13 protein-coding genes are annotated in these 23,875 nt (G+C 40.3%); 10 read left to right on the forward strand and 3 right to left on the reverse strand.

All coding sequences use genetic code 11. The features are described from left to right. Positions 1 to 88: 88 nt before the first annotated feature. Entirely contained in the window at positions 89 to 4,069 is a 3,981-nt protein-coding gene (locus M3O96_RS07935) for a hybrid sensor histidine kinase/response regulator transcription factor (RefSeq protein ID WP_249719801.1), read from the reverse strand. 593 nt (positions 4,070 to 4,662) lie between these two features. On the opposite strand from M3O96_RS07935, the gene M3O96_RS07940 reads away from it, so the two are divergent. The 6 genes from M3O96_RS07940 to M3O96_RS07965 all read left to right on the forward strand — a co-directional run bounded on the left by M3O96_RS07940 (position 4,663) and on the right by M3O96_RS07965 (position 12,006). After that, complete coding sequence (locus M3O96_RS07940) at positions 4,663 to 5,271, forward strand: hypothetical protein (RefSeq protein ID WP_249719802.1); 609 nt, start codon at positions 4,663 to 4,665, stop codon at positions 5,269 to 5,271. A 336-nt stretch (positions 5,272 to 5,607) separates the two neighbouring features. Then, complete coding sequence (locus tag M3O96_RS07945; RefSeq protein ID WP_249719803.1) at positions 5,608 to 6,303, forward strand: hypothetical protein; 696 nt, start codon at positions 5,608 to 5,610, stop codon at positions 6,301 to 6,303. A gap of 19 nt (positions 6,304 to 6,322) precedes the next feature. Further along, on the forward strand, positions 6,323 to 6,895 hold the full coding sequence (locus M3O96_RS07950) for a hypothetical protein (RefSeq protein ID WP_249719804.1): 573 nt from the start codon (positions 6,323 to 6,325) through the stop codon (positions 6,893 to 6,895). Positions 6,896 to 7,132: 237 nt separating this feature from the next. Further along, positions 7,133 to 7,870: a hypothetical protein gene (locus tag M3O96_RS07955; RefSeq protein ID WP_249719805.1), complete on the forward strand. Its 738-nt coding sequence runs from the start codon at positions 7,133 to 7,135 to the stop codon at positions 7,868 to 7,870. A gap of 414 nt (positions 7,871 to 8,284) precedes the next feature. Next, complete coding sequence (locus tag M3O96_RS07960; protein ID WP_249719806.1) at positions 8,285 to 8,575, forward strand: T9SS type A sorting domain-containing protein; 291 nt, start codon at positions 8,285 to 8,287, stop codon at positions 8,573 to 8,575. 221 nt (positions 8,576 to 8,796) lie between these two features. After that, on the forward strand, positions 8,797 to 12,006 hold the full coding sequence (locus M3O96_RS07965) for a S41 family peptidase (RefSeq protein WP_502798906.1): 3,210 nt from the start codon (positions 8,797 to 8,799) through the stop codon (positions 12,004 to 12,006). Positions 12,007 to 12,469: 463 nt separating this feature from the next. On the opposite strand, the gene M3O96_RS07970 is transcribed toward M3O96_RS07965, so the two are convergent. Continuing rightward, a complete protein-coding gene (locus M3O96_RS07970; protein ID WP_249719808.1) occupies positions 12,470 to 12,703 on the reverse strand; it encodes an addiction module protein in 234 nt (77 codons plus the stop codon). A gap of 236 nt (positions 12,704 to 12,939) precedes the next feature. On the opposite strand from M3O96_RS07970, the gene M3O96_RS07975 reads away from it, so the two are divergent. The 3 genes from M3O96_RS07975 to M3O96_RS07985 are packed head-to-tail and all read left to right on the forward strand — an operon-like array spanning position 12,940 to position 16,685. Continuing rightward, a complete protein-coding gene (locus M3O96_RS07975; protein ID WP_249719809.1) occupies positions 12,940 to 13,845 on the forward strand; it encodes a patatin-like phospholipase family protein in 906 nt (301 codons plus the stop codon). A gap of 10 nt (positions 13,846 to 13,855) precedes the next feature. Beyond that, positions 13,856 to 15,178, forward strand: coding sequence for a hypothetical protein (locus M3O96_RS07980; RefSeq protein WP_249719810.1), 1,323 nt, complete (start codon positions 13,856 to 13,858; stop codon positions 15,176 to 15,178). Between the two features lie 7 nt (positions 15,179 to 15,185). Continuing rightward, positions 15,186 to 16,685: a Dyp-type peroxidase gene (locus tag M3O96_RS07985; protein WP_249719811.1), complete on the forward strand. Its 1,500-nt coding sequence runs from the start codon at positions 15,186 to 15,188 to the stop codon at positions 16,683 to 16,685. Positions 16,686 to 16,880: 195 nt separating this feature from the next. Here M3O96_RS07985 and M3O96_RS07990 read toward each other — a convergent pair whose 3' ends face one another. Then, complete coding sequence (locus tag M3O96_RS07990) at positions 16,881 to 18,437, reverse strand: catalase family protein (protein ID WP_249719812.1); 1,557 nt, start codon at positions 18,435 to 18,437, stop codon at positions 16,881 to 16,883. A 229-nt stretch (positions 18,438 to 18,666) separates the two neighbouring features. Here M3O96_RS07990 and M3O96_RS07995 point away from each other — a divergent pair, with 229 nt between their 5' ends. After that, positions 18,667 to 23,790 carry an adenylate/guanylate cyclase domain-containing protein gene (locus tag M3O96_RS07995; protein ID WP_249719813.1) on the forward strand — a complete coding sequence of 1,708 codons (5,124 nt, stop codon included), beginning with the start codon at positions 18,667 to 18,669 and terminating at the stop codon, positions 23,788 to 23,790. Positions 23,791 to 23,875 lie beyond the last annotated feature (85 nt).

Below are 23,875 nucleotides of genomic sequence, written 5' to 3' on the forward strand. Positions count from 1 at the left end.
ATATTCAAACTTTCCAACCCTTTGAATCTTCCAATTTTTCAATCTTCCAATTCTAAAATCCAAATAAAACAATCCTCCAAACTTATTCTCAGTTTCTTTTTTCGAAATATTCATTTGGCGTCATCTGATAGGTTTCTTTGAAGCATTTGATAAAGTAAGAAGGGGAGCTGAAACCCACAGCATAGGCTATTTCAGAGATAGACTCTCCGGATTTTTCAAGTCTTTGTACCGCCATCCGGAGTCTTTGGTCCCTGATAAATGCTGAGGTGGAAAGGCCAGTAAGGGCTGTCAGTTTTCTATGCAGCTGCATCCTGCTCATGCCTAGTTTTTTACAAAATTCATCAACAGTGAAGTTAGAATCCCCCAGGTCTTTATCTACAATGCTCTGTAATTTTGCCAGGAATTTTTCATCTGTGGAGGTGATAGCGATGTCATTTGGCGAAATACTGGTTTTCCCCGAATAACGTATTCTTAGATTTCGCCGCAATTCAATCAATTTTTCTATCCTGACCAAAAGCTGTTTGATCCCGAAGGGCTTCAACATGTAGTCATCTGCACCGACTTCAAGCCCCTTAAGGATGTTTTCTTCTTCAGATTTGGCAGTTAGGAGAATGATTGGGATATGTGATGTCTTTTCGTCGTTTTTTAGTTTTTGGCAAAGTTCAATTCCATCCATCTCCGGCATCATCACATCGGAAATGACCAAGTCCGGGATTTTCTTTAAGGCTAAGAAAAGACCTTCGCGTCCGTTTTCTGCTTCCAGTATTTTGTAATAGGGTCTGAGTTCACCGACGATAAATGACCTCACTTTGTGGTTATCTTCCACTACAAGGATCATTGGGGCATCTTCTCCTGCTACTGCTTCTTGTGGTTTATGTACATTGGTTTGATCATAATCTTCCTCTTCCACTACCTGTTCGGGACGGAAAGCATACTTATCAATAGGAATGATGATAGACACTTTGAAGGCCTCTTTATCCTCCAGATCTAGGATGATTTGACCTTTGTGGAGTTCGACCAGGTCTTTGACTAGGGGAAGGCCGATTCCAAAGCCCTCGGTTTTGGTGTCAGGTTTGTAAAATTTGTCAAAAAGCTGGGAAATTTCCTCCTTGGTATAACCTACCTGACTGTGATTGCTAACCTCAAGGCGCAATTGGCCATCGTGGATTTTTGAGCTGAGGAGCACGACTGTGCCGGGTTTACCGTATTTGATGGCATTCTGTAGAAGATTACTTACAATCTTTTCAATTTTGTCCGGATCAAACCAAACCTCAGTCATCAATGGGATATCGGGACTGATCCTGATGTCTTTTTCTGCTGCAAAATAGAAGAAATTGGAAACTATTGACTGAAGCAAAAGGCCCATGTTTCCTTTTTGGATTTTCAGTTGGAGCTTTCCTGATTTTATTTTGGAAACTTCCAACAGCTGATCGACAAGATTCAATAACCGATTGGAATTCTGTTTGATCAGGTTGAGCTGGGATCTGAAGACGGGGTTTTCGGACTGACTCATCAGCCTTTCAACAGGTCCCGCGATCAGCGTAAGTGGCGTCCTGAACTCATGTGAGATATTGGTAAAAAGATTGGTCTTGAACCTGTCTATTTCCAACAGCCTATTGGCTTCATCAACTTTCATTTTGATGAGAAATTTTATTTTCCATCGCCATTTTAGATAGAGGTATAGCCAGATTAAAGAAAGGGTGAAAAACAACAAATAGACCAATTTGGCCCAAATGGTCAAATACCATGGCGGTAGAATGGTGAATTGGAGAGAAACAGGATCTGTGGACCAAATGCCGTCATAGTTGCTGGATTTTACCAAAAAAGTATACTCACCGGGGGAAAGGTCAGTATACCTTGCCTGATTGTTATTGCCTGCCTGCACCCAGTTCTCATCATGGTTTTCCAGCTTATACTGGAATTCATTTTTTCTTGGAGAGGAAAAAACCAAACTAGCCATATTGATTGTCAAAGTGTTTTCATCATGGCCAAGTTTAAGCCCATTGGTGATCGGAATTTTTTTGTTGAAAACGAAAATATCTGTGATGGCGGTTTTTGGCTCAATTTCATTCAGTAAAATATCTTTGGCATTGAACCAGTAAAAGCCTTCCAAACTTCCAAAATATAGGGTCCCATCTGTTTTTCTGAAATATGCCCCCGTATTGAATTCTGTGGCCAATCCATCGTAGTTGCTGTAATTGGTGATTTCAAACTCAGGTAACCCAGAACTTTTTTTGGCCACTTTTGTGATTCCTTTGTTTGAACTCATCCAAAGGTTCCCATTCTGATCTGGCAATATCCCATAAATCACGTCATTTGGAAGGCCGTTTTTTGTGCTAAAAACCGACACCTCCATGGAATTAAGGTCAAGTCGGTTGAGCCCGGCGCCATTGGTTCCGATCCATAAGACATTCCCTTTGGCAAAATATAGCGACTTGATGCTGTTGCTGCTGATAGATTGCTGACTTCCTTCTTGTTTTTGGATTGGGTAGAATTTTTCGGTTTTAAGGTCAAATTTTGCAATGCCTTGGTTTTCTGTACCGATCCACAATTCACCATCATCTCCATCAGTGATGGTCCTGATATTGTTATCGGGAATGCTGTTTGGATCCGAGGGGTCGTGGGTAAACTTTTTGATAACTCCCTTTTGGGGATCAAACCAGATCAATCCTTCATTTCGGGTGCAGACCCAAAACCTGTTTTCTTTGTCTTTATGGATTTTCCATACGCTCGTATTTGGTAATTTGACTGAAGTCCTCTCATTGAAGTGGCGAAATGTATTTGTTTTCAGATCCAAAATGCTCAATCCCTCATCCTGATAGCCGATCCATAATTTGTCTTCTCCATCGCCTAGGAGGCTCATCACCCTGTCGCTTGAGACGGTTTGGAGATTGGATGGCTGATGCTGAAAAGTCTTCCATGATTTTAACTCAGGATTGAATCTTGTCAGTCCTTTTCCGGAGGTTCCAAGCCAAACTTGGTTATTGTCTTCCACAAAAATAGCCCTGACGACATCAATATTGATATCTTCAGGAACTTGTTCGTTGTGGTAAAAATTGAATTTTTCTAAATAGGCATCATAAAAACTCAAGCCGGCTCCATCTGAACCAAACCATAATGTCCCGGTATAGTCCTCAAAAACGCAAAGAATATCATTGTAGTAAATTGACCGGGGATTTTGCTTGGAATATCTGAATTTCTGAACTGTCTTTTTCTCCTCATCGACCATGGCAGCCCCTTCACCATAGGTAGCGAGCCAAATCTTGTTTTTGGAGTCGATGAAGATGTCTAAAATCATTTCGTTTTGGACGGTGGGATTAGAAAAGTAATCAGAAAGGGGAATCGCCTTTTCTCCGGGATCTTTTATAATCCATGCTCCATTTTTCAATGTTCCGATCCAGATTTTACCTTTCTGATCTGTTTTTGCCGAGGATAGTTTGATTTTTTTATTGGTTTCCCATATCTGCGTCAGCTTATAAGATTCAGGATTCCAAAGTGCCAAGTTGTGGTTGAAAGTGATGAGCATTTGCTGCCCGTCATAATCTGATATGGCAGCAAACTCCAATGCGGGGTCTGACCAGATCATTTCTGCTTTTTGGATCGAATCATTCCATCTGTACAATTGACCTGAAAGTGTTCCGAACCATATTATTCCGTTTTTGTCCTCATAAATACAGTTGGCTGCTTGGATTCCTTCGATTGCCACAAAGTCGTTGACCTTTCTGTCTAGCAGCTCAGGAACAGAGGATTCGGGAATGATCCAAATCCTGTTTTTGCTATCTGCAAAGACCTTTCCCAACAAAAGCCTATCGTTTTCGGTGACATCTAAAAATTTCCTGTTGTAGATGACAAATTCTTTGCCGTCAAACCTGTTGAGGCCTTCTTGGGTGGCAATCCACAAAAAGCCATCAATGTCCTGTGCCACCGAGACAACCGAATTTTGGGAAAGACCATCATTAACGGAAAGTTGTCTAAAAGAAAGCGCTGTCTGACCATATCCCACCGCAAAGAGGGAGTGTAAAACTGCCAAAAGACTTAAAAACTTTAGGAACTTATAAAAGTGTCGCATGCTTTTAATAATGGTTTTAAAGTGCAAAAAATAATTAAGCCTATGGCCATATGTGTCGAATTGTTTATGACAGGCAATTTTTGCCTTATTATCAGTCTGAAATCAACTTTTTTTGGTAATATAGGGATGTAATTTCTACTGTCAATAGGATGGATCGAAACAATTAAATGTTTGATTTGTCTTTATTTTTATAGGTTAGAGATGAAAAAGATACCCTTGCACCAAAATCCAAGGTCTTTCTTCTTCCTGCATGATAAGAGAAATAATAATCGATGATGAGCCCAAATCGATCCAATCAACCTTACCTCGGAGAGACTAAGGTACTTCAATGAAAGTGAGAATGTAGGATACAATTTTGAAATTTTTGACCATCATGCCCAATCAGGTGGAGAAGGGACAGAGGTGGTTCTTTATCTAGGAAAAGTGGTATTGTCCAATTAAGATTGACAAAAGAATATTTTTTCCAAGACTGACCGGTGATAGTTCTCTCTTTTTTGAATTGTTACAATTTTCTTATTCTCTGATACAATGGAGACATCCCTTCGGATTTGGCTGATTTATATTTGTAATCATTTTTATTAATCCCAGCCAAAATGATGAATGAAAAAATGAATGTGGTGAAAAGTCATGTCAAGGTACTTTTGCTGCTTTTTGCGATGGTATTTCTGGGCCTCTCTTGTCAAAAAAGCAATTCCTCCCTGCAGAAAGGCAATGAGAAGTCAGGGAAGGTCGAATTGCCGATGCAGGAATTGTCTCTTCAGATTCCCTTAAGCCGTGAAGCTTTTAAAAATTGGCTTCCGGACCATGTCGGCGAATTCCATATCCTGAAGACAGTAATAGGATATAAAGATGCTGCAGATATGAGCGCCATTACGGTTACTTATGGGCATCGTTCTGATTCTACAAAACAGATTTTGCTGGAAATTTTAGATGGTGCCGGACCGGTTGCTTCCATTATTTTGGCAGGCAGTCTCCAAAAATTGGAACAGGATTTTGAAGAAAAGGAGGATAACAATTTTTCCAAAATTCACGAAAGAAATGGAAAGCGAGTATGGGAAGTCCAAAATCCCGGTCAGGACTTTTCAAGTCTGGAATTTATACATGGTCACAGGTTTCTTGTTTCGATCAAGGGAGATCATCTTAAGCATGAAGATTTATGGTTTTTTGCTGATAACCTCGATTTCGATACCCTGGGGAAGTAGGTCCATTTGTTTCTGATTTATATCTCCTTTTTTGATAAAAATAGTTTTTTGAAAATTACCAAGAGGATGGTTTCGGTTTTAAGCAAAGATTTTTTGGCCTAGGATCATTTTTTTGTGAAGTAATCACTTCATGTTCTGGGTTGACTTTGTTTTCTGGTTTTTACAAAAGAAAGAGATTGGTTTCATCGGTTTAAAGGCCGAAATTTCTTTGATTTTTTTTAGGATGTTACATCTGTAGTATACTTTGATACATGGCTTTTATCCCCAAAGGTTGTAAAGAGCTAAATTTGTTTCCATCGATACTTATAAAAATTCATCCTAATTTATTTTGCAAAAATGAAAGCATCTTTCACATTGTTCTTTATCCTCACTTATTTCTTTGTCAACGGGCAGGAGATTACGGGTAATATCAAAAACCATGAAAAATCCGAAATGGATCTGGTATTGTTGCTATTTGGGATGGATTATCCAATTTCGATAGGGTCGGTTGATAAAAAAGGCCTGTTTACAGCAAACCTTGATAATGCCAACTTAGACAATATTCCAAACGAGAATATGTCCATGTCCATTGGTCCCCTTTATTTCAATTTTTTCTTCAATTGCTCCAACCCGACAGATTTTGGAGGAAATGCTGAAAAATCTGCAGCAAGGCAGGATTTTGTCAGGATGACTAAGGATGGAGAATGGAAAGGTACGGCATTTTTGGTTTCAGATGAAGGATTGAGACCTTGGATAGAAGACTCAGGTTATAACAATGCCATTAAAGGGTCTTTTTATGAGGTGATGTATGTGGAAGAAGATTTAAGTATAAAGACCTCCTGCACAAGTAGTGTCTATGTTGATGACAATACCGAAATAGGCACTGAATACAGTTTTGATATTGAATTGAAAAAGGGCTTCAATTGGGTAGAATACACCATCCTTGAGGTGTATAAAACCGACCCTAGCATCCGGGCTTCCTTTCCTTCCAAAGTAACCATCAGCAACATGAAAGATCCTTCCAAAATGCTTTGGGTGGGCACTTATTACTAACCATTTAAAACTTTTCCTTATGAAAAAATTATTAATGATTAATTGGGCGCTTCTTGCTGTGATGGGATTCCTTGCAATTTCAGGTTGTGGAAGCAAAGATGGTGATGATGATATGAATCCTGATGATACCAATAAATCAGGGTATTTTCTAAAAGCAAAAGTAGATGGTAAACTCGTAGAGTTTAAAACTGAAACCCTGTTGAGTGCTGAGATTGGATCTCTTGAGATTGGATTAGACATACCAACTGTCTATAATCTGTCTTTGTCGGGTTCAAGGCAAGTGAGCAACCAATCTGCTTTAGAGGAAGTTATTACAATTATATTGACGGAAACGACCCCCATTACCGAAAAAACTTATACCGGACTTGTACCATTTGAAACTGGTTTTAAAGGGGTACTTCTTGGATACGCCCTGGAGGTTGAAGAAAAGTCTTTTATTACCGATGTTACTGATCCTAATGTAAATCTTCAAATTACCGAGATCAAACCAACTTTTGTCAAAGGAAAATTCAGTGGAGTGGTTATAGAATTTCTCAGCGGTGGGACAAAAACTATTACGGAAGGAGAGTTTTTTTTGCCGAGACGGAATTGATTTTTGAGGGTGGCTATTTTATTGAAACTTAAACTGTGAGGATATGCGCCAACACTTTTTTAGAACTTAAACACAATTTTTTTCCTGCCCCAAAAGGGCAGGTTTTTTTTAGTTACCTCAGTAATACTCTTTGATACAATTTTGATATCCTTCAGACTAGGTGTTGTTTAAGTTTAGATTTCAATACTGAGATATGAATTCAGTCCTGAGGAGATGATTTGACATATTAACCAAAAGATGATGAAAACTATATATTTGCTAATATCCCTTTCGATTTTAAACTTACATCATGTGGCTGTTGCCCAAGGGACTTTATCCGGCATTATCTCTGATTATACGGAAGGAAACGGTCTAATTGTTTCGTATGATATCGTAACAGGGGATAAACACACTTGGGGCACAATTAATGACAAGGGTATGATTACGGTTCCTTTATCAGCCATTTATTTGGACGAGATCAAGAAAATGGCTGCTAAAGCACAGAAAAAAGCACCTAGGGGATTTACCTTAAAATTACCCACCGTCGAAGATTCTTTTACTTGTAGGTATCCTGATGTGAAATTTGAAAATCCCGGTTGCTTGGTTTCCGGTTTACCGGACTTAATGCTTACCGACAATAAGAAAAAAGCGGAGAACGGAAGAATTTACGCAGTCAACAACCCCCTCATTGCAAATTGGTTGCATTATGATCAAAAAGGGAATATTGGCTTAGGGTATTATTTGATATTTTATTTTGCCGAGGACAAAGCTTCGGCAATGGGGACTTGCATGGCCACAAATTATACGGGATTAGGGGAGGAGAATTATGATAAGTTCACGCTATATGAACTTGAGCTCGAGCCAGGCTGGAACATTGTCCAATACGAAATCGAAGAGGTTTTTGAATCAAAAAACGGAGGTGTTTTTCCAGAGGTCATCAAAGTAACAAAACTGGAAAATTTACCGGATAATCTTATATGGGTGAGGGTGAAGTGATTTTTGGGTTTTATTCATTTAACCTCTTAAAAAACTTTAATTTAAGGATATCTACGGCCGATTGATACAGGAGTATTATCCTTTGTTACATATCTAATATTGTTTTTTTTAAGTGTTCAGGATTTTTGATTCGGATGTACTCTTTTCTTTTTGAAGGGGATTTGTCTATGTAGGGTCTACTGATTAAATAAAAAAGAGATGATTTAAGGGTGCTTGAGTACAAGTGTAAGGAACTATGTAAAAGACCTTCAAAAGACGTGCACCACGCAACAAATATTCAAGTCCGAGCCAGTTGTCTTTTTCGGGATTTGAGACACCATTCTATAATCAGCCCGACCTCAACAAACCGCTGGGTTTTGCTAAGTGCCCATATTCCATGGAGGTTTGCCGTTCCTAAACAATGAGATAAAACTGATGGTGTCCAGTACAGATAGGGTTGGGCAGACTATCCAAGGTGAAATCGTTTTAATCAGGGAAATCATTCCAAACCAAGTGATGGTTTATCCAAACCCTTCTTCTTCCGAAACAAACATCCGAGTTGACATCTTCAAACCTTCAAAATTTGCAATAAGGTTATTTGATTCAAAAGGAAGTTTAATTTTAGAAATAGAGGATGAGCAAAGTAAAACCTTTATCAAAAATCTTAAATTGGAGGGCATTACAAATGGAATGCACCAGGTGCAGTTCAGATTGATAATCAGGTGATTAATAAAGTGCTGATTAAAAATAATTAAGTTTAAAACTATCAGGTTGGAGAACTGTCAATAGATCTCCAACCTGATTTTTGTCAATACTATTTTTAGGGTTGTTACTTTAAAACAAATAATCTGCATCCAAAGTAATTTTTGCTTTCAGGTAGGTGCCTTTTTTCTATTTTTAGCAGCAGATTAAAATTTATCTTTATTATGAAATTAAAATTCTCTTGGATGAGCATATTGTTGCTCGCCCTTTCTTTTCAACTATTCGCCCAAGAATCCCCCAAATGGCTGCGCTATCCTTCCATTTCTCCGGACGGTTCGCAGATTGTATTTACCTACAAAGGTGATTTATATAGCATTCCTTCCTCCGGAGGAAAAGCCACCCAATTGACTTTCCATGAAGCACATGATTTTAAGCCTGTTTGGAGTAATGACGGCAGTAAAATCGCTTTTGCCTCGGACCGTTATGGCAATTTTGATGTTTTTGTCATGAGTGCCATGGGCGGGGACGCAAAGCGATTGACTTACCACTCCAATGATGAGATGCCCTATACATTTTCTGCAGATGACAAAAATGTAATCTTTGGCGGTGTCCGTCAGGACCTCGCCGAACACAGACAATACCCTACAGGTTCGCAGGCAGAACTCTATCAGGTAGCTATCGGAGGCGGAAGGGTTGATCAGGTGTGGACCATTCCTGCAGAATATGTACAGGTCAGCGCTGATGGCAACAAGATGATCTACCATGACAAAAAAGGAGGTGAAAACGAATGGCGCAAGAGGCACCAATCAGCCATCACCCGAGATATTTGGGTGTATGACGCTGCAAACAATACACATAAAATGATCACGGAATTTGGGGGTGAAGACAGAAATCCTGTTTTCGCTCCGGGAGAAAAAGCGGTCTATTATCTTACAGAGGAGAAGGGAAGCTTCAATGTCCAAAAAATGAGTTTGGACAATCCTACCCAAAAAACTGTATTGACAAGCCTGAAGGATTTTCCTGTCAGGTTTTTGAGTATTTCCAAAAATGGCCTGATGAGTTTTTCTTATGACGGAGAACTTTATACCCTGAAAGAAGGGGAGCAACCAAAAAAAGTAGCGGTTTCCATAACCACACAGCGTATTTCTAATGCTGACAGCTATATCGGGATCAATGGAGGCGTGAGGGAAATGTCTATTTCTCCTGACGGAAAAGAAATCGCCTTTATCGCAAGGGGAGAGGTTTTTGTGACATCTGTGGATGGTTCACTAACCAAAAGAATCACCAATACGCCACAACAGGAGCGTTTTGTACAGTTTGCCCCGGACGGCAAATCACTCGTGTATGCAAGCGAAAGGGATGGCAAATGGCAGATTTACCAAACCAAAAGACTGAGGGAAAAAGAGGAGATTTTCTTCTATGCCAGCACTTTACTCAAGGAAGAGGTATTGGTAAGTTCGGAAGTTGACAACTACCAGCCGATTTTTTCTCCTGACGGAAAAAAACTAGCCTACATAGAAGGCAGAAGAACATTGAAAGTTCTCGATTTGGCTACCAAAACGGCAGTGACTTTGATGACTCCGGAGCAATTGTTCCACATGGGAGACGGTGACCAATATTTTACCTGGAGTCCTGACAGCAAATGGCTGCTGGCAGAATTCAATCCTACCATGGCCAATGGCGAAGTGGTCCTTTTGGATGCCTCAGGCAAAAAAGCTATGGAAAACCTGACCCAGAGTGGATATGGTGACAGCAGACCGAAGTGGGTTAATGGCGGCAAGCAGTTGATATGGTTCAGCAACAGAGACGGTCTGAAGGGTTTTGCTACAAGCGGAGCTGCCCAAAATGATGTGTTTACCCTGTTTTTGACTAGGGATGCCTATGACAGGTTCAGGTTGACCAAGGATGAATTTGACTTGCTGAAAGAAACCGAGAAAGCCGGAAAGGAAAAGAAGGATGATGATAAAAAGGATGAGAAAAAAGAAACTCCCAAGGTAGAAGACATCAAAATCGACTGGGAAGACCTAAGAGAGAGAAAAGCCAAATTGACGATCCATTCTTCTGCTTTGGGGGATGCGGTCATTGACAAGGATGGAGAGAAACTTTTTTACCTCGCAAGGTTTGAAAAAGGGATGAACCTTTGGAGCACCGATCTCCGCACCAGGGATACCAAGATGGAACTGAAACTCGATGCCGGATTTGGCAGGTTGGAATGGGACAAGGAAATGAAAAACCTGTACCTTCTCGCTGATGGAAACATTTCCAAAATCACTGACAAAGGCACCAAAAGAGAGCAGATCAAGATTGCCGGGGAAATGACCTTGGATACTGATGCAGAGCGTGCAGAGATGTTTGAGCATATCAAAATCCGCACAAAAGGTGCTTTTTACACTCCTGATTTCCATGGCGTGGATTGGGATGCTTTGACCGCCCAATATGAAAAATACCTGCCTTCTATCGGGAACAGTTACGAGTTTGCCGAGATGGTATCTGAGATGATCGGCGAGCTGAATGTCTCGCATGCCGGCGCGCGGTACAGTCGAAGCGTTCCACAAGCTGATGCCACAGCGTCTTTGGGGATTTTCACGGATTATTCTTTCAAAAACCCCGGAATCAAAATCACTGAAGTACTCAAGGGCGGTCCATTGGACAAGGCGGGAATGAATATCCAAAGCGGAATGGTCATTGAGAAAATTGATGGAGAAACCATTGCCTTGGACAAAGACATTGCCCAATACCTCAACCGTAAATCCGGTAAATTCACTTTGATCGAAGTATTGGACCCCAAAACAAATACCCGTCAGCAGGTCACTGTGAAGCCGATCAGTTTGGGTGAGGAGAATCAACTGCTTTACAAGCGATGGGTGAAGAAAAATCAGGAAGAAGTGGACAGGATGAGCAACGGGACTTTGGGATATGTCCATATTCCGGGTATGTCTGACGGACCCTACCGGACCACTTACGAAGAGATGATGGGCAAATACCATGACCGCAAAGGCGTCATCGTGGATACAAGATTCAATGGTGGGGGAGATTTGGTGGCGGATTTGGCCATGTTCTTTACCGGAGAAAAATTCATCACCTATGCGACTGAAGACAGGGAAGTAGGCTATGAACCGACATTCCGTTGGACCAAGCCGACCTTGGCGATGTTCAATGAAAGCAACTATTCCGATGGACATTGCTTTGCCTGTGGCTACACCGACCTGAAAATCGGCAAAACCGTCGGCATGCCTACTCCGGGAACCTGTTCTTTTGCAGGTTGGGAAATGTTGCCTGATGGCGGCAGATGGGGAATAGTACCAATCTCGGCTAAAGACAAGGCCGGTAATTGGATGGAAAACAACGAGACTAAGCCGCAGTTCCAAGTCAAAAATATGCCGGGTCAAATCGACAAAGGCAAAGACCAACAGCTGGAAAAAGCTGTGGAGGAATTGATGAAGGAGGTGAAGTAAACTTTGAGAAGCGAGAGGCGAGCCCTTCGACTTCGCTCAGGGACCTAGAGAAACGAGAAACGAGAAAAAAAGAACCGAGAAAAGAGTGGCAAGAGGGGAGACCTGAGCCAATCGATATAGAAAGTAATCCATTTAGCAAAAGACTTTTCCTTGTCACTTCGACGGAGGAGAAGTCTTTTTCGGTATTTATGAAATAAGAGTTATAAAATAGAAACAAGAGACTAGAAGCGAGAGACGAAACCTAAGCCAATCGATGTAGAAAATAATCAATTGAGAAAAAGACTTTTCCTTGTCACTTTGACGGAGGAGAAGTCTTTTTTTTTCTAAGCTGTACCAATCGACTTAGGAAGTGATTTAGAAATCCCCTTTCCAAACCATTTTCAAGCTGTGGTTTTGAAAGGGGATTTTTTTTATTACTTCCAAGTTTGCGGGTCTTGACTTGTAGCAAATACTGCCAGTATAATCAGATTGTCGCCCCTTTTATCCTTGATTTTACCTCCTCCCAACTTGAACCGGCTTCCGGATCGGCTTTGTGTGAAGCAATTCTTTCATCAAGGATTTTGATATGGGCTTCGCTCAACTCATACTCTTTTTCTTCCATATCCGCTTGGGCCATTGCATACAAAAGCTTGAGCATTCTTTCATCTGCTTGATCTATGTACTCATGAAGATGCTCTTTAATTTCTATTGTACTCATGTGTTTGACAGTTAATAAGTAAAAAAAGAATTTCAAATTGTAACGTATTTAGATATTCTTTGAACAAGGTTTAATTTTTCCCTCATCAAATTAATTCAATTTTTTTGACTCCCGTTTTTTAAATCCTGCTACAATTCTTCCGAAAAACCCTCAATTCTAGATTATCCAATAATTTATTTTATATTCAAAGTACCTATTTACCTCTATTAGTTACATAAATCCTGTTTATAATCAGCATGGCAATCGAAAATCTGGCATTAAAAGGTGGGGGAGTTAAGGGAATTGCCTATGTCGGTGCTTTGAGGGAATTGGATCATGCAGGTCTTCTTTCCGGAATCCAAAGGGTGGCCGGTACTTCGGTAGGTTCGCTTTTGGCAGGAATGATCTGTGCCGGCTATTCAGTCGATCAAATAGAGAATCTCCTCAAACATCATTTTGACTTAAAAAAATTCAAGATAGGTTGGAATCCTCTTCGGATATCCAGGCAGTACGGCCTTTACTCAGGGAGTTATATTCTTGATTTCATCCATAGGTATCTGATCGAATCCCCAAAAAATCTTCCGCCCAACGTGACTTTCAGACAGATGAAAGAAGCAGGATGCAAAGACCTTTATGTTTTTGCCTGCGACCTGAATCTCCATACAATTCAGGAATTTTCTGCATTCAAAACCCCTGAAGTCGTCGTCGCGGAAGCCATCCGTGCTTCTATGTCCATTCCTCTTTTTTTCAAGGCATGGCAGTTCAGCAATTCCAATCCCAACGACCATATTTTCGTGGATGGGGGAATTGCCTTCAATTATCCATTGGGATTCTTTGACAATGAGCGCTTTGCTTCGGCACCGGATTTTATTTGCGAGGAGGCAATTGGGCTGTACCTGCATGACAAAGCCAGCGATAAGGAAGTTGACCTTAGCTTTTCCCAACCGTTGAGTTTTATAAAGCAATTATTTGAAACCCTTCTCAATGTTCAAAACATTGATATAGGATTTGAAACAGCAGAAGGGAACCGTTCCATCAGGATCGATGGATTGGGGATTCCTGCCACTGATTTCAATTTAACACTTTCGGATATGGAAAGCTTGATCCAATCGGGAAGTGATTGCGCCAAAATGTTTCTATTGAAAAATAAACTTATAAGTTAATGCAAAATTTATGAGACAAAACTCCATCACAATCATTGTTCCTGTAATAAAAGACAAAATCCAAAAATTATTGGATCAATTGGCAGTGATCAAAACCGATCTTGATAATGGGAATTCGCAAGATTTTGAAAACCTAGATGTCATCCATTTTGCAAGGTGGGCGGTCATAGACCATGGAAAATCCTGGATCAATGACCCGACTCCGAGAGTTCCCAAACTGGTTTTTGTTGTTGATTTTGATGGGGATGTGGATGCTTTTTTTAAAGGGTTTTGCAGGGATTCTTCTGACATCTTGGATAAAGTCTATACATTTTGTGAGGGTTTTACGGTAGCAGATCAAAGGGATACTGAAAGCAGGGTTTCCTTTTTGAAAAAATACATTGTAAAGGATGCTGCGGTGTATATAGGGGCTCCCGGACGGACAGTTCAGCAGATTAAGGACGAAAGTGAACTGAGAAACCACATCAGGAAATACCTAGACTCCAGGTCTTGGGAGGATGTGTCCGCGAATACGATCCACAAGAAAATTAAGGAGGACGTCCTAAGTAATAAAGAGAAGTTTTCATTTCTGGGCAATAAGGCCAAAATGCCGGGAATTAATTGGTGGGGAATAGGTTTTTTTGGACTCATTTTATTAGCGATACTTGCTGCGGGGATATATTGGATTGGACTGATTTTCCTAGCATGTTTTTTTGGTGTTCTGTTACTTCCGATTGTCTTTTGGATAGTAATGCTCCATTTTTTCTATGAAAAGAAGGATGTCAACTTTACCAAAAAGCGAAGTGGATTGGATAGTAGTTATCTATCAGAACTTGAAAAATATGAGGACTTCATAAACCAAAACCAGTTTACCCAATTGGTAGACATGAAGGAAGGAAAAGTCAGGCTGATTACCATCAAAGCCATGTTTGCACTATCAAGAACTCTCATCAGGTTCATTTTTGTCAAGGGCAAACTGATGGGAATCCCGACAATTCACTTCGCCAAATGGGTCATGTTTGAAGACAACTCTAGGGTTTTGTTTTTCAGCAATTTTGACGGCAGCTGGCAGCAATACCTCGGGGACTTTATCGACAACAGCGGTTGGGGACTGACCGGGATTTTTTCCAATACCAAGGTCTTTCCCAAAACCAATTTTTTACTCACTGGTGGTGCTTACGACGAGGAGCATTTTCTGGCTTGGAGTCGAAATTCGGAGTTGGTCACCAATGTTTGGTACACCGCCTATCCGAAACTTTCCATCAAAAACGTCAACAACAATACTAAAATCAGGGTGCTGCTGATGAAATCACTTTCCGAACGTCAGGCAGCCAAATTCCTCAAACTCATTTGATATCCATATGACAAAGTTAGAACTCGAAGATATTCAGGGCTATATCATCCGCGGCTATGCACACATGATGTATTCGCGGTTTGTGTACCTTCAGATTACAGATGCCGCCGCTGCCAAAAATTGGCTCTCTAAATCTTGGGGGGAAATGACCACAGCGGTCCATATCCATGATAAGTCAAAGATTTCCGACAAGCATTTGAATATTGCTTTTACCCACAAGGGTCTGAGTGTCCTTGGACTAAATGAGGAAAACCTCAATGCGTTTTCAAGGGAATTCCGGCAGGGAATGGTCTCTCGCCACAGGTCAAGATTGCTTGGAGATGCTGATAGCAGTGCACCCGAGAAATGGAATTGGGGCAATTATTCCGGTGATTCTGATGAAACCGATGATTTCATTGAACCAAAGGATCGTAATTTTCCCATCCACCTTTGTCTGATGGTATTCGGCAATCACAAAGAGAGTGTTGATGATATTAAAAAAGATAAAATCGTCTGTTTGAAATATTATGAAGAGTTGAAAGCCAAATTTGCAGAAAACGGACTTGAAGAACTGTTTTCCATTGACGGACAGACACAGCCGGACAACAAGGAGCATTTTGGATTTAGGGATGGTATTTCCCAGCCGATCATAGAAGGTTCGGGAAGGAGAGGTCCTCAAGACGATGTGGTGAAGGCTGGGGAATTTCTTTTTGGGTATGAAAATGAGTTTGGTGTTTATCCTGATACGCCGCTGATTGTCAAAGATCAAGGGAATCAGAACCTCCTCGCTCCTGACGCAGGAGGAAGTGGGTTGAAGGATTTAGGGCGAAACGGATCTTTTCTTGTGATGAGACAGTTGGAGCAGGATGTCCATAAGTTTTGGACATTTCTGAATGAAAAAACAAATAATCCCGATGGCTCCCCCAATGAGAAAGAAAGCCTAAAATTGGGTGCGAAAATCATGGGAAGGTGGCAAAGTGGAGCCCCGATCACGCTTTTTCCAGAAAAAGATCCGGGTGTGATCAGCGACATCAATGATTTTGGCTATTCCAAATTTGATCCTGACGGATTGAAATGCCCTTTTGGATCACACTTGCGACGAAGCAACCCACGTGATAGCGTGGATGACCATGGGATCAAAGAATCCTACAAACTCAGCAAGCAGCACCGAATCATCAGAAGGGCGAGGTTATATGGGCAGATTTTTGCGGGTTCCCCGACCAACACAACCCCTGAAGGGGAAGTGGGATTGCTTTTTGCCTGCTTCAATGCCGACATCAGCAGACAGTTTGAGTTTCTACAATATACTTGGGGAAAACTTCCCAAAGTCAAAGAACTCTACAATGACCCCGATCCGATCATAGGGGTAAAAGAAAAGCCGGATGCAGGGGAGGAACAGAATTTTACCATTCAGGACCTTCCGGTAAACAGGACAATCCACGACTTGCCAAGAGTCATCAAAGTCAAAGGCGGGGCATATTTCTTCTTTCCTTCGATCAGTACCTTGAGGTTTTTGGCAACGGTTTAAAAGGGAGACATGAGACGGGAGACACAAGACGTGAGACTTGGGAAAGATTGTAGAATTCGAATTATTCAGCAATAAGAAAAGGCTTAGATAGGGTAATAGCGGTTGTTCCTCCGTCATTCTGAACCGCAGCTTGCGAAGGTGAAGAATCTCCTGTAAATGAGATACTTCACTACGTTCAGTGTGACGACCCAGAAATCAATCCTCCAGATAAGCCTTTGCATTGTTGAGGCCATTTTGGAGGTATTTTTTGAGAAAAAGGGAAAGGAAAAGCTTTAGGAACAATTTGGCGAAAACATTTTTGTAAGTAAAGGTATACACCCAGCTAATTCTTGTTTGGTCATCGACAGTATCAAACCACATCTGTCCAAAAGCTTTATCTGTTAGTTTTCTAAAGAAGTCGCTGAATTTGGTGATTTGATAGGCATAATGGGAAAAGCGATGAACTGAAATCAATTCCTCCTCCAACTTGCCGCCGTCTCCTCTTTCGATCCACCTTTTGTCACCTACTTTTTTATAATCTGCCTGCAAACTTTTCACATTGATGACACCATAAACTGGCCCGGCTTTCAAAAGCCAATTCGGTAATTCTTTGTTACTTGAGATATATAAGTATGCCTTTTCTTTGCTGCAATTAACAATCACTTCCGCAGCCGTTTGGAGGATTTTTTTGGAAGGCACCTGTTGGTCAATGCTGTTTTTATGGAATGGATGAACAATGTCCTTCAAGAAATCAGGTGAATCTTTTGGTTCGATAACTGGCAATTTGTTTTTGTCATGGCGAAATTTTGACATCACTTCATACACTCTTTTCCTGACACGGTTGAAGCTTCCCAACGGTCGGTGCGCCGGCAAAGTATGCCATGGGTTGAAAGATAAATTGTCTCCAAACTCTATTTGGGCATTGGAGTCAAAAACCTGTGCATAGACGGTCAGTGTTGCCAATTTGATATACTGCGAAGTCCAAGGCACAGTCGGATCTTCGATCGGCATGGCTTCCGCATCAGTTTGAAACTGTACATAAAAGTCAAATTTCGCCTCATTGTCGTAGAGCGTTTGGGCCAGATTATACCTCAGGTAATTGTAATCTGTGGTGTTTTCGACCACGATTTTATTATCAGGAGAAGGTCTGAGATGGTATTTGACAGCTTGGTCTACTGTACCGAATTGGTAAGGCTGAGTACTCCAATAAGGAATATTGAGTGGATTGTCGCAGGCTATTTTTTTGACCCGCATCAATGTAGGGAGATGCAAGGGGTTTAGTAAGTAAAGAAGGAACTTGATCTTGCTTGCGGATGTAAATGCTGCCAATAACGTATTCAGTTCCTTGATAGTTTTTGCAAAAAATGTCTCACTGCTCATCAACAAAAAATCCTGGGTTTCCAGGAAATGTTCGTCGTTTAATATTTTTTCACCGGGTACCCCCAACAGTTTGATGGCAATCCCTCTGATGTCTTTTTTCTTATCTTTTTGTGTTTCGGTATTCCCATTTGAAAAACGTACCCAAGCATTGTATTTTCTTGGTGCTCCGGCAAAAACACCGACTTTAAAATCATCAGGTAAGTTTGGTTCTACTGCAAAAGAAGCTTTGACACAGCCATGCATCTTGGTATGTACCTGCCGGAGCATTTTCTTGTCTTTATACATCCGGGTGACTTGGGCTTCAAATTCGTTAACCATTTGAGTGGCAATGGTATCCTCATCTGCGGTGACATATTCTCGGCCTATTTTTTTTTCGGAAACCATTACTGACATAAAACTTAGGTTTTTGAGTTTTGGAGATACTATTCAATAGTTACCAAAAACAAGTTGAAAGTAATTAAAAATAGGGTAAATTTTCTTGATAACAAAATATTATTAGGTAGTTCAGATAATAAAAAATGTATTATATTTAAGACAAAACCTATTATACCCGCTTGTCATCTTTGCCCTAATTATTGAATTATCGACGCTTATTTAATACCCTCAAAATCAATCTAAAAAAATGGAGTTGCATGTTTTATATGCAGGTAAAATTCATTCAATTCTGAAATCAGAATCGTTTTTTGAACAGAATTTTGTAATCAAAAGAGCTTCACTTTCCACACTCTCTCAGATAGATCATCTCAAGGCAGAGAATGAGGCATCCTTTGCAGAAGAATCGGTCGAAGGTTTTAGAAAAGTATTGGCAAGTGAAAATACCAGTTCGGAACTAAACCTCAAACTCCAATTTATCAAAGGACAAAGCTTAAAGGAGTATAATTCCGGTCAGTTGCCTGTTGTAGATAAGTTAAAAATCTGCATTGCCATAGCGAAAAGACTCGCTGAGGTCCACAGCCAGGAAATTGTACATTTAAACCTTAACCCTCACCATATTCTTGTTGAATCAGGTACAAATAAAATTTATTTCATTAGCCTGGGTCTTGCCACGCGGATCCAAAGAAAAATAGGTGTTCAGAGTAGGCTGATTTTTGCCGAAGCGGACTATGATTTTATTGCTCCTGAGCAGACAGGAAGGATCAGTACGGATATCGGATACTATACAGATATCTATTCTTTGGGGGTTGTTTTTTATTGGCTGTTTACTGAAAAACTCCCTTTTGAATCCAAGGAAGGACTATCCAAGATTCATGCGCACATCGCTTTGACCCCAATAAGTCCTGCTGAAATCAATGCTATCCCGACCATTATTTCTGACCTTATTTTGAAAATGCTCGAAAAAGATGTCCAATTGAGGTATCATTCGGCAAAAGGGGTTTCTTATGATTTGGAATTGATTCTAAATTCTCTTCAGAGAAAAGGGAAAGCCACAACTTTCGAACTTGGAACCAATGATTCTTCAGGAATTCTAAGATTCTCAGATGAACTCTATGGCAGGGAAAATCAGGTCAGGCAACTGAATGAGACTTTCCAAAGGGTAATGGAGGATGAAAAAATCCTAATGCTTGTATATGGGAATTCCGGAGTAGGAAAGTCTGTTTTGGTGGAGCAATTATACAGGCCTGTAATCAAGGAAGGGGGGTTTTTCCTTTCAGGAAAGTTTGATCAATTGAGGACTGATGTTCCTTATTTTGCTTTCTCTCAAGCTTTGGGCAGGTTGGTAAATCAGATTTTGCTTTTGAATGAAAAGGACCTAGCGCATTGGAAGCATGAGCTTAGTAGGCTTCTCCACCCTATTGGCAGGGTGTTGTTTGACATTATTCCCGGATTGGAAAAACTCCTTGAAAGCGAGCCGGAATTACCTGTCTTGAATGGGGTAGAGGCACAGTTGAGGTTTAATTATGCCATGAGCAATTTGTTTCAGGCTTTCTCAGATTCGGGTAAGCCTCTGGTTATTTTTATAGATGACCTCCAATGGAGCGACCTTTCGTCCCTCAATCTAATGAGAAATATCCTCAGCAATAAGGACCTTACAAATATATTAATCATAGGAGCTTACAGAGATAATGAGATTACCACAGGCCATTTGTTTCTTCAGTTCAAAATGGAAATTGAAAAATTGGGGATTTTGCCTGAAGAAATCCACCTTGACAATTTGCAATACGAGGATATTCAAAGGTTGGTCACCAATACTTTGGGCAAATCAAAATCTGCATTGGATGAATTGGTAAAAATCGTAGATAAAAAATCCGGTGGAAATGCACTTTTCGTAAACCAGTTTTTGAAGGCAATTTATAAGAATGAAATGCTCCACTATGACAGTGTGGAATCAGCCTGGAAATGGGATACCGAAAAGTTGATGGGTTATAATGTGGAGGGAGATATTGTCAATCTTTTTTTGGAGACCATCAAAAAATTGCCTTCAGAATGTATCACTGTCCTCAAACTGGCTTCCTGCATGGGGAATAAATTCGGGTTGGGAGAATTGGCCATCATTACGAAAGGTGGTAAAAATAAAGTTTATCAGGATTTGAAGCCTGCTTTGGACCTTGATCTCATCATAGAGAGTCGCGATGGGTATCTTTACTTTGTGCATGATAGGGTGCAGCAGGCATTTTATTCTTTGAATGATGAACTAGGCAAAAGAGAATATCACCTCAAAATCGGTAGACTACTTTTGGAAAGTACCGATGAAGAAGACCTGAGGGAAAGTATTTTCGATATTGTAAACCAATTCAATTTTGCCAAAGAACTTATTTCGGATCCATTAGAGTCAAAGAGGCTTTGTGAACTTAATGTCATTGCCGGGCAGCGATCTCAAAGTGCAACCGCTTATTCCCTTGCTTTACAGTATTATGAAAATGCAATTGCGCTGACCGGTAGTAAGGAATGGAATTCAGATCCGGATTTTTCTTTTAGTGTATTCTTTAAGGGAGCGGAAGCGGCTTACCAATCCAACAATCAGGAGCGGTTTGGGCAATTGACCCAAATTTTGGACAAGAATGTGGTTGATAAAGTCAACAAACTCAAGTTGGCAATTTTAAAGATCAAAAATGCCAATATTAAAAATGACCAACAGTTGGTGATTGATATTGGCTTGAAGGCACTCAAAGAAATCGACTATAACCCAAAGAAAAATCCTTCTAAAATTGATTTTCTTGCAGGGTTTTTCTTTACGAGTTACATGCTGAGAAAATTTTCCTTGGATGATATAGCAAAGCTTCCAAAGAATACTGATCAATCGATCATCCTTTCCATGGAAATACTGTCCTATCTGGCCTTTGCTTCCTATTTTCTTGCACCCATGTCGGTTCCTTTATACATTTTTAAGATGTTCAGGATGACATTGAAACATGGACTTTCTCCCAATTCTCCGTTTGTAATTGTGGTATTTGGATACATCAATATTGTATTCATGAACAAGATTGATAAGGGTCTTGATTTGGCTCAATTGGGTTATAAATTATCTGAAATATTGACCGATGAAGAAAACGGGACCAAGGTCAGAGCAAACTTCCATATTTTCATCTCATTTTGGCTGATGCCGATGTCCAAAACGCTTCCAGATTTGGAGGATTCGTTTAAAAGAGGACTACAAACAGGTGAATTTGAATTCAATTCCCTCAACGCACTGATGATCATGTTCAACCAGTTTTTTTCAGGGGAACCAGTGGAAAATATGATTAAAAGGGGTGAATTATTGACCAAGCAAATGACTCCATTAAATCAATCCTTGCAGATTGAAAGGGTAAAAATGTTCAGGCAAGTAGCAATCTCCTTGGTGGATGGAGTTTCTGATTATAGCAAGATCAAAGGGGAGATTTTGGATGAGGATAAGCTGGACTTTCCTGATGGACCTGTCTCCTCGAGTTATTATGGAAATCTCTATGAATTAAAAAAAGTGGTAGCAATCATTTTCAACAAGAATGAGCTTGCCTACCAAAATTCAGTCAAGCAAAAGCCATATCTGGTTTCCGTAATTGGTACCATGGGAGAATATCTTTATTACTTCTATGAAAACATTTGTATATCCCTGATTTATCATTCAAGAAATGGCGAAGAGCAAAAAAAACTCTTAAAAACCGTCAAGAAGAATATCGAAAAGTTCAAAAAATACCTTGTACATAATGAGGATAACTTTATCCATAGATTAGAAATGATGAAAGCCGAATATCATTGGTTGCTAAATGATATGGACCTTGTTGTCAAACATTTTTCAAATGCTATCAGGTATGCAAGAAAAAATAAATTTATACATGACGAAGCAATGGCTTGGGAACGATTTGGGGTTTTCTACCAATCCCAGAATCAATCAGAAGTTGCCCAGTTTTATTTTTCCAATGCCTACAAAGCCTATTCAAAATGGGGGGCCAAAGCCAAGCTTGAGCAAATGAAGGAAATGTATGCTGGTTTTATCTCTCCTGATGAAATCGGCATAAAGTCAAATAACCTAGACTTGGATACTATTCTAAAAACCATCAACCTGATTTCAGGTGAAATGGTCCTAGGAAACATCCTTACCGGTCTGATGCAGCTGGTTACCGAAAACGCAGGTGCGGAAAGGGCTTTTTTGGTTACAAAAGAAAAAAGCAAAAAATTAATCAAAGCATCTTTGGATATTTCAAACAATGAGATCAAGGTAATGCAGGATGTGCCTTTTGACCAATTTGAGGAAATTAGCCACTCTGTTGTCAACTATGTGATGAGAACAGGGGAAACCTTGGTCTTAGATGATGCAGGTACCAAACTTCCTTATTCCAATGATGAATACATAATAAGAAATAAAATCAAATCCGTAGTCTGTCTTCCATTGAAACATGCAGGAGAAGGCTTTGCCTATCTGTATCTTGAAAACCGGTTGTTGTCCGGTGCATTCACACAAGAAAGGATAGAAATACTTCAGGTGATGGCTTCCCAAACAGCGATTTCACTTCAAAATGCCATGCTTTTGGAACAGACCACCCAGCTCAACATGGAACTGAAACAGGAAGTGGAAGTAAGGAGAGCAGTCGAGGAGAATCTAAGAATCAACGAAAAAAGGCTTGAAGAATACAATGCCAACCTAGAGAATAAAGTAAACGAGCGCACTATTGATTTGCAATCCGAAAAGGAAAAAACCGATGAATTGCTTTTGAATATTTTGCCCATGGATATTGCCCGGGAACTCAAGGAAAAGGGTACTGCACAGGCCAAGAAATATGAAAGTGTCAGTGTGCTGTTCACAGATTTTGTTGGATTTTCTATCATTGCGGAGAATATGAGTGCGGATGAGCTTGTTTCAGAGATAGATTATTGCTTCAAAGAATTTGACAGGATTATCCAGAAATACCCAATAGAAAAGATCAAGACCATCGGAGATTCATATATGGCTGTTGGAGGCCTACCAGTCACCAACCAAACCCACGCGACCGATGTTATTCATGCGGCAATAGAAATCAGGGATTTTATAGAAGAGCACAAGAAGAAAAAGAAAGCACAGAACAAACCGATTTTTGAAGTCCGCATCGGAGTCCATACCGGTAATGTCGTAGCCGGGATCGTTGGGCTAAAAAAATTCGCCTATGATATTTGGGGTGATACCGTAAATCTCGCCTCCCGCATGGAAAGTAGCAGTGAAGCCGGAAAGATCAATATTTCAGGGATAACCTATGAGCTGGTCAAAAACCAATTTGTATGTACTTACCGTGGCAAAATAATGGCAAAAAATAAGGGAGAGGTAGATATGTATTTTGTGGAAGGGGTCAAGTAATCAGTTTTATTGGCATGTCAATTGCGATTGCTGATTCTGGCCATTTTTATTTCAAAAAGACCATTAATAAGATAAGTATTCAAGC

It is taken from the genome of Aquiflexum sp. TKW24L (assembly GCF_023502205.1).
Lineage (GTDB): Bacteria > Bacteroidota > Bacteroidia > Cytophagales > Cyclobacteriaceae > Cognataquiflexum.

What these genes read in the sequence shown, in the direction of transcription:
- M3O96_RS07970 (WP_249719808.1), bottom strand. Translation starts at nt 12,703, where the DNA reads ATGAGTACAATAGAAATTAAAGAGCATCTTCATGAGTACATAGATCAA.
- M3O96_RS07935 (WP_249719801.1), bottom strand. Translation starts at nt 4,069, where the DNA reads ATGCGACACTTTTATAAGTTCCTAAAGTTTTTAAGTCTTTTGGCAGTT.
- M3O96_RS07995 (WP_249719813.1), top strand. Translation starts at nt 18,667, where the DNA reads ATGGAGTTGCATGTTTTATATGCAGGTAAAATTCATTCAATTCTGAAA.
- M3O96_RS07945 (WP_249719803.1), top strand. Translation starts at nt 5,608, where the DNA reads ATGAAAGCATCTTTCACATTGTTCTTTATCCTCACTTATTTCTTTGTC.
- M3O96_RS07985 (WP_249719811.1), top strand. Translation starts at nt 15,186, where the DNA reads ATGACAAAGTTAGAACTCGAAGATATTCAGGGCTATATCATCCGCGGC.
- M3O96_RS07960 (WP_249719806.1), top strand. Translation starts at nt 8,285, where the DNA reads ATGGTGTCCAGTACAGATAGGGTTGGGCAGACTATCCAAGGTGAAATC.
- M3O96_RS07965 (WP_502798906.1), top strand. Translation starts at nt 8,797, where the DNA reads ATGAGCATATTGTTGCTCGCCCTTTCTTTTCAACTATTCGCCCAAGAA.
- M3O96_RS07990 (WP_249719812.1), bottom strand. Translation starts at nt 18,437, where the DNA reads ATGTCAGTAATGGTTTCCGAAAAAAAAATAGGCCGAGAATATGTCACC.
- M3O96_RS07950 (WP_249719804.1), top strand. Translation starts at nt 6,323, where the DNA reads ATGAAAAAATTATTAATGATTAATTGGGCGCTTCTTGCTGTGATGGGA.
- M3O96_RS07955 (WP_249719805.1), top strand. Translation starts at nt 7,133, where the DNA reads ATGATGAAAACTATATATTTGCTAATATCCCTTTCGATTTTAAACTTA.
- M3O96_RS07940 (WP_249719802.1), top strand. Translation starts at nt 4,663, where the DNA reads ATGATGAATGAAAAAATGAATGTGGTGAAAAGTCATGTCAAGGTACTT.
- M3O96_RS07975 (WP_249719809.1), top strand. Translation starts at nt 12,940, where the DNA reads ATGGCAATCGAAAATCTGGCATTAAAAGGTGGGGGAGTTAAGGGAATT.
- M3O96_RS07980 (WP_249719810.1), top strand. Translation starts at nt 13,856, where the DNA reads ATGAGACAAAACTCCATCACAATCATTGTTCCTGTAATAAAAGACAAA.